Annotated in this window: 7 protein-coding genes; all 7 read right to left on the bottom strand. The window is 46.1% G+C overall.

The window, feature by feature from the left end; all coding sequences use genetic code 11:
• Positions 1-112: 112 nt before the first annotated feature.
• Positions 113-1,135, bottom strand: coding sequence for a sugar phosphate isomerase/epimerase (locus B0E43_RS30090; RefSeq protein WP_077349300.1), 1,023 nt, complete (start codon positions 1,133-1,135; stop codon positions 113-115).
• 73 nt (positions 1,136-1,208) lie between these two features.
• The gene (locus tag B0E43_RS30085; RefSeq protein WP_077349298.1) at positions 1,209-2,417 is read right to left on the bottom strand and encodes a hypothetical protein; all 1,209 of its coding nucleotides are present in this window, start codon (positions 2,415-2,417) and stop codon (positions 1,209-1,211) included.
• A gap of 102 nt (positions 2,418-2,519) precedes the next feature.
• Entirely contained in the window at positions 2,520-3,578 is a 1,059-nt protein-coding gene (locus tag B0E43_RS30080) for an aldose 1-epimerase family protein (RefSeq protein ID WP_077349296.1), read from the bottom strand.
• A gap of 289 nt (positions 3,579-3,867) precedes the next feature.
• Positions 3,868-4,632 carry a DUF1080 domain-containing protein gene (locus tag B0E43_RS30075; RefSeq protein WP_077349294.1) on the bottom strand — a complete coding sequence of 255 codons (765 nt, stop codon included), beginning with the start codon at positions 4,630-4,632 and terminating at the stop codon, positions 3,868-3,870.
• A complete protein-coding gene (locus B0E43_RS30070; protein ID WP_077349292.1) occupies positions 4,629-7,319 on the bottom strand; it encodes a c-type cytochrome in 2,691 nt (896 codons plus the stop codon). Before B0E43_RS30070 ends, B0E43_RS30075 begins: the two co-directional genes overlap by 4 nt.
• 214 nt (positions 7,320-7,533) lie before the next feature.
• Positions 7,534-9,039: a RagB/SusD family nutrient uptake outer membrane protein gene (locus B0E43_RS30065; protein WP_077349290.1), complete on the bottom strand. Its 1,506-nt coding sequence runs from the start codon at positions 9,037-9,039 to the stop codon at positions 7,534-7,536.
• Positions 9,040-9,083: 44 nt separating this feature from the next.
• Entirely contained in the window at positions 9,084-12,122 is a 3,039-nt protein-coding gene (locus B0E43_RS30060; protein WP_371454684.1) for a SusC/RagA family TonB-linked outer membrane protein, read from the bottom strand.
• Between the last annotated feature and the right edge of the window lie 79 nt (positions 12,123-12,201).

Below are 12,201 nucleotides of genomic sequence, written 5' to 3'. Positions count from 1 at the left end.
GGAAGGTTGATTCGTCGTAAGGTTGTAAAGTTTTAGCTCCTCAAAGGTCAACTTTCAAAACTAACTTCAACACTACAGTGAAGCCCGTAAATCGTACTTCGTAAATCGTAAATCAGCCTTTCCATCCATGTGCATCACGCACCTTGATCATCGCAGCCAAAATGTCATTCCAGGTTTGCTGATTTTCCATAACGGCGTTGGGAAACATGCATCCATCCCAACAGATATGTTGAAATGCTTTGGTCAACTGACCATTTTCGTCTCTCAGCCAATAGCCTGCATCGTGAGCGATATCCAAAACTCCGTTTGGATCAGTGGCCTGACAATGGCGGCCGGTTTTATCATGCGAACCTGAACCGAACACAGAACCGTCGTTTTGAGCCACGTGGAAATCGATCGTCCAAGGGCGAAGGGCGTCGGTCACGGTTTTCAAGGCAGCTTTGACGGCTTCGCGATCCTTTAAATCCGCATTGGCCGGCAAGATTCTATGCTCAGGAGCATTATAGCCCATGGTATACAGAAACGTGTGGGACATATCAGCCTGGAAACCAATGTTTGGCCGGTCTACCATTTCCATCAGTTGGACCATGTGTTTCCAGCTGTGCATGGCTCCCCAGCAGATTTCGCCTTCGGCTGCCAATTTTTCTCCAAAACCGGCTGCTACATCACAAGCCTCTCTGAATGTTTCTGCAATCTGCTTCGTGTTGCTCACCGGATCTTTGGCCCAGTCTGAAACACCAGCTGCGGAATCAATTCTTACAATCCCATAATGCCTTACCCCAAGTTCCTTTAGCTTTTGGCCAAATTCACAGGATTTGCGCACCATTTCCACGAATGTTTTTCGCTGATCAGCCGAACCCATAGCAGATCCTGCCCAGATCGGAGCGACTAAGGAACCGACATTCAGGTTGTATTTGGAAACCTTGTCTGCCAGCTTTTTAGCTTCGTCAGGATTGTTTAGGTCAAAATGTGGTTCGAGTAAACCCACGTCTAAGCCGTCAAATTTCACCCCGTTGACTTCCGCTGCGGCTGTCATTTGCAAGAGTGTATCAAATGGGATTATAGGTTCGGAGTCAGCACCTTTTCCGACCAACCCGGGCCAGGTGGCATTATGAAGTTTAGGGAAATTGTTCATTGTTAGAGAAAAGTTATTGGGTTAATAGTTATTGATTTTTGTCAACGGTCGACTGTTGATCGTGGACTGTTGACTAAGAAATCACCAAATCCGGATTGTCCGGACCGAAGTGCTTCAGCATCACGATCGGGTCGGTTTTGGAGAGATTGGTGATCTTCACGCCTGCTTTGGCAGCTTTTTCACTGACAAAATACTCGTCATGAGTCAACTGGCCAAATCGGATCAACGACGGAGTTTCGATATCCCAAACACCCATCGTGCCGTGTCCCTGCATCATGATCATCCCATAAGCAGCACTATCGGTGATAGTGACTGTCTGTCCTGGGAATACGGTCAATTCTTTGGCAGAATAATCGCGTGAACGATAGCAGATCCAAGCATCGTGATAGCCTGCGGCATGCATTTTCTCCACTGCTTCCACTGGTCTAGGTTCCATGTAGTGGTTGTCCATCAAATTAGGATTCACATTGAGATCCCAGTCGATCATTTCTACGAGAAGCTCATAATCTCCCCATCGGTCCTTAGGGGTGGCGTTCCAAAGTAGTTCCTCCGGAATAATCGCCTCGTTGACCAAAGACTGATACATCGCAAAGATGTCAGATGCTTTTTGCGGTTCATAGGTACAGAGCGAACCCGGAGCATGAAGCATTCCCGGAGGCACATCCCAACCTGTACCCGGCTGCAGGCGGAAAGCCTGAGAGTAGTTGGTGATTTTGTTGTCACCTTTCTTGAAATCTTTCAGACACTGGAGAATGGTCTCTTTGCTGGTCCCTGGAGCAATTCCAAAGAAGGTATAAGGAAAATCACCGCCGTGATTATTGACCTGAGGAGGGAAATAGTAGGCTTCTGGTTTCCCGTTTTGCCCTGTCAGTTTTCCAAATTCGTCGCTTGGGTGAATGTGGTGAGGAAGCGGACCCATGTTGTCAAAAAACTTGGAATACATCGGCCAGGACTTGTATTTGTCCCAAAGCCTGGAACCGATGATCTCGGCGCCTATTTCGGCGATAGCATCCTTCAACAGGAACTGCTCTGTCTTTCCTCCATCCTCAAACGCGATGTGAGACAAGCCTTCATTTTTGGAAGTCAAAGGACCGTTTTCAGCAGGGGTGGTGGATGAAAACCAACGCTCGTCGATTCCTCCGCGCATACCTCCCAAAGCGTAATAATCGTCCGGGTGGAGTTTGATTCTTCTTCCCGGCACGCAGAAAGAGCGTGGAACCCAGGTCGGGGTTAGTCTTAGTATTCCTTCGCCTTGTTCAAGGGCTTTTTTGGCTAGGCTCATGATACGGTTATTTGTTATTGAGTTAATAGTTATTTGAAAATTGAAAAATTGGAAAATTGGAAAATTCCATAATCTGCATGTTTCAATTCTACATTCTTAATTCTACATTTTAAATTCTGTTGCTTTTTCTCCGGTCAATACTTCCAAAAGCAAATCGTAGGTTCTGCTTTCTCCGGGTTCCAGAAGAATCAAAGTTCCGTTTTCCCTCGCAGCTGCCTGCCCGATAGGCGGGTGGGTTGCAGGTTCCAAAGCCGTCACATACTCATTTTTCCCCCAATGCTGCCAGTTAATCAACCAAGGCATTTGCGTTTTGGAAAATGAAATCTTCAAAGCCAGTCCTAATTCATCGTTGGCATACCCGCAAACGACCTGGTCTCCGGCATTTGCCTTGGGATCAATAAATGCCACATCTTCTCCAAACGCAGCATGCTCATCCATGGGAGAAGCACACCGGGTAAATTCGTATGTCAGATTGAAATCGGTATTGTTGGCGTCCGTGGCTTTTGGTTTTTTCTCTCCCTGCCAGACAATCCTCGTCCCGTCGTCAATTAAAGGCCAACCGCAGTTGATATGATACAAGATCATGTGCGGTGCAGGTGAATTTCCACGGTTGATGACCTGGTCTTTGATCCGGATTTCGGCGGAACCGATTTTTCCGGAAATTGTCCTAGTCATCTCCAAACTGGGGCCAAAAGTGGTTGTTTCTCTGACTTTGGCCACTATTTCGAAAGAAAGGTCTTGGCTGAAAATATCCGGCTGCTTGATCGAAACAAGTTCTGCAGGAGTATTGGAATAGTTTCCGTGAAGCCCTCTGCTTCCTCTTTCATCCGTATTCGGAGGTCCTGCATTGGACAATCCACAGGTAGTCACCAAGCCTCCACCAAATGTTCTCAGCCAATCTATTCCCTGATTGGAAAAAGGCTGAGGTGCAGTCATGCCCGCATGTGAAATCCAGGCCAGGCTATATTCATTGAAAAATGCATCCAAAATATCCATTCCCCGATCCAGTACCAACTTGTAGCGAAGACCTGTCCCGGTATTCACCCAAGCGATGCGAACGCCCCTGCCGGCTCCGTTATCAACTACAGAAGTTTCGATTCCACCAAGTTGATGGGAATTGGACAGTTTATGCTTCCATTTTGCTTTGTCAGACAGGTTCATTTTGGGCAGTTGGGACTAGGTTTAAACCTATGAAAAAGGCCCTCTGAGACTATCCTGCTGTATATGGGTGAATCAGAAAAGCGCGGAAGTAATTTAAAGAAAATGCCTTGGGTGGAGATGTCATCAGTCAAAATTTCCAAAAAAACTTCAAATCGGCGTCGGCGCCAACCAAACAAGGCTACTTATACAATATTTAGCTCTGAATCGATAAGTATATTGGATGCAATCAAAAAGTAAAACGGTCCAGACTTTTCGTTCTGGACCGTTTTGATAGTCAATAAATCAGCTGTTAGAGTTTCTTTAGCTGAATGTTTTTAAACATCACTTTCATTGGAGGGCCGACGTGAACTTGAAATCCCATCAGGCCTTTCATCATCCTATTTTTCGCATCGTCATCGGTGACTTCACTCATCAGGGTACCGTTGACATAGTGCTTCATGACGTTTCCTTTGGCAACGATGTGAATGTTATTCCAATCGCCCTTTTTGATCAAAGCACCAAGTTCATCCCTGTTTCCAAGTTCTGAGACAAGGTTCAGTCCTTTCCAGGCATTGCGTTCCACAAATCCGCGTGTCTCAGTTATGCTGTCCGGCTGAGAAGTAATGCGGGTTTGCTGACCACGGTAGGCCAAAGTAGTCCTCTTCCGCTCTTCGTAATTCTGACCGGTGTAGCGATTTCCGCCGTCAATATCGGCCTGATACCCGCGTAAGGCGTAAGGAACTTCGGTAAAACGGTCACTTCGATACTGAACGCCTGAGTTACCAGTTTCAGAAATCCAATAATCTACTTTCAGTTCAAAATCTCCGAGCTCTCCGCCTTTCCAGATGATGAAAGTATTGTTTTTCAAAACGGTTTCAGGGGTGATTTCGCCCACTATTGCTCCGTCTTTGACTGTCCAATACACCGCATCATATTCCCAACCTTCGAGGGTTTTCCCATCGAAAATGGACACAAAATCAGCCTTTTCCACTTTAGAAGATATACATCCGAATGAAAAGGCAGCAGCCAAAATCAAGGCTGCTGTTTTCAGATTAATCAGGGCTGAGAACCTCATTTCTGTGCTGTGGGTTGACCTTTGTACACGGCATGCTCAGGATTGCCTCCGGAAATCAGGTAGGCCATCAAATCCTTCAATTCTTCCGGGTTCAACCGGTTGATCAGGCCAGGCATCATGATAGAAACGTCGGCATTTTTCTTCAAGACCACAGAAGTTTTAGGTACTGTTCTGATTACATCCGGAGCGAACGGATTCTGGGAAATATAGTAGTTCTGCTCATCCTCATCGTTAAGCTTTCCGACTACAGAGCCGCCTTCTTTCAATTCCAAAACTGTTGCATGGTATTGATCAGAGATAGTTGCACTTGGATCGATAGTGGCCACCAAAATATCTTTTGCAGAGAATCGAGTACCCAACTGGGTCAAATCAGGACCAATTGCCCCACCTTCACCCTGCACAGTATGGCAGGACTGGCAAAGAGTGGCAGCAAACATTGCTTTGCCCTTAACCAAATCCCTTCCGGTAAGATTTTGAACCACCGAATCGGCCAATTCCACAGTCCATCTTCTGCCTGGGCCTTCAGGCTGCACACCTGAATTGATGATATCATTTCCACTGGCCGTCAACAATTTGCCACCGGACATTTCGTCGTATTTTTCAAAATCAGCCTTATCCACACTGGCAAGGGCCATTTTTCTGGCACGATCCAAGAAGCCTACATAGCTTCGGCCACCCTTATAAGCAGTCAGCGCATGGTTGATCCATTTGAAATATTCCTCACGCTGGGCTGGAGTCCAGCCTTTGTCGGCACCTCCCAATACAGTTGCATAGAATGTCGCTTGGGCAGGCGGCACGTTGGCCAGCATATTGGCGATGTCCATTCCGTACTGTGGATTTCTGAAAACCAGATCAGATGAAGCCATGGCTGTCTTCTGATAGTTTTCGTCATCTTTAGCTGTCTTTAACAAAGCAAGCGTTTTCTCAATTGCTGTTGGAGCATCAAGGTGGACCATCAAAATACTCAGAGAACGGTCCAGCATGTTATCATTAGCCGGGAAATTTGGATCCAAATAAGCAATCAATTGAGGTTTTACGGATGTTGCTCCTTTGTCATAGCGATATAGGATCACCTCAATTGTTCTCAGGATATCCTGCTTGTCTTTCGCAGAAAGCGCCTTATAGTCTACTTGCATCAGACTGTTCAGCATGGCAGCAGCATCAGCATCAGTTGCATGGTGGGCCAAAGCCAAAATAGCGTGGATCTTTTTTACAGGATCAGTTTCTGCAAGGGCCTTAGCCTTCCAAGATGCCACAGCCTGGTGTTCCAAAACAATTCTGGCAGCATACTGTACATATCTATCTTTGCTTCCAAGTTGAGCCCAAGCTTTGTCCAAGGCTTCAGCAGGAGCGCCAGCTTGGTGATATTGCTCTAAATCTCTTCTGATTTTAGCTTCCTCTGGCAGATCAGCTACAGTCAAAGGAGTATGTGTATCCAATTCTCCTTTGTAAGTCACACGATATAAATCTGAATCCAATCTTCTTCCACCAGTTGCGAAATAGAATGCACCATCCGGACCAATTGTCCCGTCAGTCAATGGCAGAGGTGATCCGGAAATAAATTCCTCAGCAGTGGCGTCATAGCTCGCACCGTTTGGTGTCAAATGAATGGCATAAACGATCCCGAAACTCCAGTCAAAAGCATACAGTGCTTTCTTGTATTTACTTGGAAAGTTGGCTTTGAAACCAAACATAGCATTGGTAGGAGAACCCTGACCAAGGTTTACTATTGCCGGCAAATTGTCCGGATAGACAGGGGACCATTTGGAGTTACCTGTTCTCCATCCAAATTCCGAACCGCTGGTAGCGTGGTTGATTCGGGTAGGACGGTACCAAGGCATACCAAAATCCCACTCCATATCCGCATCATAAGCGAAGATATCCCCGACTTCATTGTAGTCAAAATCGAATGCGTTTCTATATCCGGCACTGATCAGTTCCCAGTTTTTTCCTTCCGGATCGATTTTGGCAATCCATCCACCAGGAGCCATGCGGTTATTGGCATGTCCTCTTGGATCTTTGATCAGCGGGAAAAGATTATCTTCCTGCCATACTTTTGGAAGTCGGTAGGAATTCATTTCCGGCACATCCACATGGTTTCCGGCAATCAGATAAATAGACTGTCCATCCGGAGTGACTTTCATACTGTGCGGACCGTGCTCACCGGGTTCACCGGTAAAGGCTCGGATTTCTGTCACAGATTCATACTGATCATCTCCATCCAAATCCTGAATTCTGTAGATACCTGTGCCTCTGCTAAAAGTCTCATTTGGGTTGTGGTTAACCATCACGTATACACTGTTAAATGCATACAACAGCCCTTGGGCGTATCCCATTCCCACTTGGGGTTCGGCCACGTTTCCAATGATCAGTTTTTCAACTTTTGGCTTCACAGTGGAATCAGAACCGATTGGAGGCAATTCCAAACGGTAAAGGAATCCATATTGATCGGCGGTGATCATTCTTCCTTTGTCATCAAATGTCATGGCTACCCAGCTGCCCTGTTCATTTTCCCCGGGACTGTAGAGATGCTCTGCCACAAATCCGTCCGGAAGTTTGAGCTTGTCAATTTTGGGGTTACCGGTAAGCTGCCGGCCGGTTTCTTCCTCTTTTTTGGCGCAGCCAAAAGAAATTGCCAAAATTCCGGCAAGGAAGAAAAGCTGTTTAAGATTGCTTTTGTGAAACATATTTATTGGGATTATTGAATTGCAGGTATGTGAAATTTCATAAGGTTCAAGTTGAGAAATATTTAAGTAGGTTGAAAGCCATTCATGCAGGCTATTTACTTTCTGTCATTTAATTAACTGTCCTGCTATCTCTGCTTTGAAAAAAAATAACCCAACAACTTCCAGATTATAAAATCTTACCGGTTGTGGGCTATTTGAATTGAAGAAAACCAACTTAGAAATAAGGACTTAAATTAGCTTCGTCTGCGGGATATGGATAGAATTTGCTAATGTTAGAAAATACGTTCGGTCTTGGTTTTGCCCCTTCCGGATAATAGTATGCCAGAGGATTGGCCACGATCCGCTGACCATAAGGAACGATAATCTCTTGGATCCTGTCTGTGCGCTGAATGTCAAACCAGCGCTTATTTTCAAACGCGAGCTCCACTCTTCTTTCTTTGAAGATAGCCTCCCGAAGATTTGCTTGCCCGGAGGCAGTAGTCGGGCCAAGTTTAGCCCTCAGACGAACCAAGTTGAGATATCCGGCTGCTTCGGTTGATTTGCCTTGCTCATTAAGCGCTTCCGCCATGAAGAGTAGTACCTCTGCATATCGATAGACTGGCCAGTTCATCCCATGGTTGTTGTGTTGGGAATGATTGCTTTGAAACTTCTTGATATAAGGATAGTTTTTGTTGCTCCTCGCACTCCCTGCTAAGAATACATTTCCAATAGAAAAGTCTTTTCTCACATCGCCTGCCTCATAGGCCGCAATAATATCAGGAGTAGGAATATTATTTCCTTCACCGTCGATGTTTTGCGGGTTGTTGGTACCCATGATCGGCTGTAGCTCTGTTGCAGAGATCGGCCGTGGCATGAATTGGTACATGAAAGTCCCCTGTAGGCCTGCGGCACCTTCCAAAAACTGGACTTCAAATACCGACTCCGTGTTGTTTTTGTTCGTAGCATTTTCAGAAAACGCCATGTCATAGCTCGGCATCAAGATATATTGTCCGCCGGTGACTACGGGAGTCAGGATCTGCTCTGCTTCCGCCCATTTTTTCTGATTGATGTACACGTTTGCAAGTAGCGTACGGGCAGCACCTGAAGTCACACGACCCGGGTCTTGCGTAGCCTTGTCTTTCAGCATCGGAATTGCAGCTACCAAGTCACTTTCAATCTGTGCGTAGATCCCGGCTTCCGGAGTCAGCTCCAAAGCCGCTTCAGCCCGGACCGTTACAGGAGTTAGGTGCAAGGGAACACTTCCCCAATGCCTGGCTAGTTCAAAATAGGCGTATGCTCTCAGGAACATAGCCTGCCCTTTGAGGTTGCCTTTGACAGCTTCGTCAAACTCCACCCCATCGATCAAAGCCAAAACCTGGTTGGCTCTGGCGATGATCAGGTAATCCTGTCTCCACTGATTGAGCAAGTGAACATTTGGAGCAGTTCCACTGGAAACCAGGATCGAAAAATCCGCCAAATCTTCTTGGGGATCCACCGCTCCGAACAATGGATTTCGTGCATAGTAGGTGTTATCCGAGTGCATTTCACCCAAGAGCCAAGCCCGGTCATTGACAATGGTCCTAAGCGGGGCATACGTCGCATTCACAGCCTGTTCAAAATCCTTTTGGGTTTTAAAGAAGGTGGCCGAGCTCAAAGATGTCTCGGGAACCACAGTCAGAAAATCTTCGCAGCTCGTGAGAAACAAACTCGCCGCAACTAATCCTATGATATATTTTTTCATTTTCTTTTCGTTTGAAGGTGAATTATAGGGTCTGGTCCGTCAGATTAAAAGGTGATGTTGGCACCAAATGTAATCGTGCGTGGCACAGGATAAGCTGACAAGTCAACTCCAGGGCTCAGGTTACCGCCGTCACCCAGACCATCACCTTGCATACTCACCTCAGGATTTGATCCTCCCCAGTAAGGAGTGAACACCCACAGGTTTTGGCCTGAGGCGTAAATCCGCGCTGACTTGATAGATTTTCCAAGATTTTTAAAGGAATACCCAATGGTGATATTTCTGATGGTAAAATAAGAAGCGTCCCAAACAAAATTGCTGTTGTTCCAGTCACGTTCCACACCCGTCACATTACCTCCACCTACAGTTGTTCCAAAAATTCCGTCTCCTGGATCTTCCGGTGATCTGAAGCGGTCAGTAGCTTTTCTTACCATATTGAACACACCGTCCAAGTTGGCTGTGCTGTAAAGGTGTCTCATCCAAAGCTGATTTCCCTCCGATCCAGAAGCTGTGATGCTGGCATCAAAATTTTTGAAGGTAAAATTGTTCACAATACCGTAAACAAAATCAGGGAATGGATTGCCGATGATAGCCCGGTCATCCTTGTCGCCACCGTAAGAAATCACACCGTCACCGTTTACGTCTTTCAGCTTGATACTTCCGACGGTAGATCTGCCGGGGATGATCGGAGAGTTTGCTAGATCTTCCGCATTAGCATAGTTTCCTTCCTTCACCATGCCATAAAATTGGCCGAATGGCTGACCTACCTGGGTAATGTGGAATGATCCATATACTCTGTCAATTCCCTCTGCGAGTGACAACACTTCATTTCTGTTGAAGGATATGTTGGCGTTGACGTTCCAGCGGAAGTTGGCCGTGCTAACGGCAATTGCGTTGATAGAAAACTCATGGCCCCAGAACTTGATCTCTCCAATGTTATCATTGTAGTTGCCGAAACCTGATTCCTGTGCAATCTGAACAGCATAGAGGAGGTTGGTGGTATTTTTGGTATAAAAGTCATACACAAACGACACCCGGTCATCCCAGAGTCCCAAGTCCAAGCCCAAGTCAAATTGCGCGGTGGTTTCCCATCCCAAATTACTGTTGTTCAGGGATGTAACGGCAGCCCCTGGAGTCACATTGTTACCAAAGGCCACATTGACCGTATTGTTTACCAAGGCGTATTGGGTATAGTTACCGATGTTGTTGTTACCAGTGATACCATAAGATGCTCTCAACTTGGTAAATGAAATTAGCCCACCATCTGAAAGAAATCCTTCATCAGAGAGTACCCAGCCTGCGGAAACAGAAGGGAAAACACCCCATCTGTTTTCAGATCCAAATCGGGAAGATCCATCACCTCTTATTGAACCGGTCAAGAGGTACTTGCCTTTATAATTATAAGTCAGTCTTGAAAAAAGCGAAGTCAACCCCCATTCGTTTACTCCGTTGTTTGTTCCTCCGCGGTTGATATTCAAAGCACCTTGGATGGTTGGGAGTCGGTCATCCGCGTAGGTATCGGCCTGAATTCTGGTGCGATCACTTCTGAATCTTTGATTTGAAAAACCTGCCAAAATCTGGAAGGTATGGTCATTTCTGGTCCAATCGTAGGTAGCAATGTTCTCATTCAACCAAGTAAGATCCTGAAAATCTTCTCTGATAGACACCGCAATGGTCGGGATTGCCACGTTGATTTGATTAGTCGCTGTGGACGGGTTAAACCAGAAATAATTTGAGTTCCGAATCTCTGTATTGAAGGTAGATTTTAGGGAAAGCCCCTTGATTGGCTTCCATTCTACATACGTGTTGGCCAGGATGTTAAACACCTTGGTTTCATTGGTAATTTCTTCAGATGCTCTCACCCAGTTTGGATAGGCAAAGATGTTACCTGTATTGGCAGGCAATCTGTTGAAATAAGTCAACTCGCCGTTCGCGTCATAGATATCCATGATCGGCCAAGTATGGAGCGCATTGAAAAGAATACCTGTACCTCTATCTCCATCGGAACGCGGTGTGTTGTCGACCACATAGTTTGGTGCCACATTCACCCCGATGTTTACTTTGTCTGAGATTGCATAGTCCGTATTCAGTCTCATCGAAAAACGTTTGTAGTCAGAATTGATCAACACACCTTTTTGGTCGAAGAGCCCGGCGATTACAGCAGTATTTACTTTCTCTTTATTTGAAGTTACCGTCAGGTTGTAACTGGTAATTGGAGCAGTCTGAAGAACCGCATCATACCAGTCATTATTCTTGTCCCTGTAAGAAGACGGATCTTTGAATGCATCAGGAACTACCTGACCAGCATCTGTGTAGTATTCATTTTTAAACTGGGCGAATTCCTCTGCGTTCATCATCTCTAGCCTTCCCTGCTCAGGCACTTCTTGAAAACCAGTGTAGACATTAAGATTCACATTGGTCACCCCTTTTGTGCCTTTCTTAGTGGTGATCAACACCACACCGTTTGCCGCTCTAGATCCATAGAGAGAGGTAGAGGCCGCATCCTTCAGCACAGTAATGTCCTGAATTTCGTCAGGGTTAATGGAGTTAATATCTCCTGAAATCGGAAAACCATCCACTACGTAGAGCGGCTGGCTACCTCCGGACACAGACAGCTGCCCTCTGATCCGTACGTTCATTCCCTGACCGGGACGGCCTGTGGTCTGATTGATCTGCACCCCGGCCAGTCTTCCCTGAAGCTTTTGAGCGACAGATGACACCGGCATGTCTTGGAGATCCTTTCCCGAGACTGACTGGATCGCTCCGGTTAATTCTTTCTTGATTTGGCTGCCATAGCCTACGACTACCACCTCTGAGAGGTCGGAAGTAGAAAGATCCAGGACGACATCATAGGTAGTCTGTCCACCTACCACAGGCACCTCCTTGGTGTTGTAGCCAACAAAGCTCACAACTAAGATCTCTCCGGCAGCTGCGTTGATGGTATAATTACCATCAATATCAGTAACAGTTCCTCTTTGTGTGCCTTTAACTAACACTAAGGCACCTGGCACAGGCTCCCCTTCGGATGTCACTACACCCTGGACAGATAATGTCTGCCCAAAACTCGTAACGCTTATGCAAAACATAAGCAATAAAAACCCGATGAGCCGGATTTTTATCTTAGATAGATAATGGTTTTTCATATAGACGGGTTTTTGTTAATTG

The organism is Algoriphagus sp. A40, from assembly GCF_002002735.1.
Classification (GTDB): domain Bacteria; phylum Bacteroidota; class Bacteroidia; order Cytophagales; family Cyclobacteriaceae; genus Algoriphagus.
This window is presented reverse-complemented; position numbering and strand designations above follow the sequence as displayed.

Excerpts from the sequence above, each read along its gene's own strand:
- B0E43_RS30065 (WP_077349290.1), bottom strand. The coding sequence starts at position 9,039 with ATGAAAAAATATATCATAGGATTAGTTGCGGCGAGTTTGTTTCTCACG.
- B0E43_RS30080 (WP_077349296.1), bottom strand. The coding sequence starts at position 3,578 with ATGAACCTGTCTGACAAAGCAAAATGGAAGCATAAACTGTCCAATTCC.
- B0E43_RS30060 (WP_371454684.1), bottom strand. The coding sequence starts at position 12,122 with ATGTTTTGCATAAGCGTTACGAGTTTTGGGCAGACATTATCTGTCCAG.
- B0E43_RS30085 (WP_077349298.1), bottom strand. The coding sequence starts at position 2,417 with ATGAGCCTAGCCAAAAAAGCCCTTGAACAAGGCGAAGGAATACTAAGA.
- B0E43_RS30090 (WP_077349300.1), bottom strand. The coding sequence starts at position 1,135 with ATGAACAATTTCCCTAAACTTCATAATGCCACCTGGCCCGGGTTGGTC.
- B0E43_RS30075 (WP_077349294.1), bottom strand. The coding sequence starts at position 4,632 with ATGAGGTTCTCAGCCCTGATTAATCTGAAAACAGCAGCCTTGATTTTG.
- B0E43_RS30070 (WP_077349292.1), bottom strand. The coding sequence starts at position 7,319 with ATGTTTCACAAAAGCAATCTTAAACAGCTTTTCTTCCTTGCCGGAATT.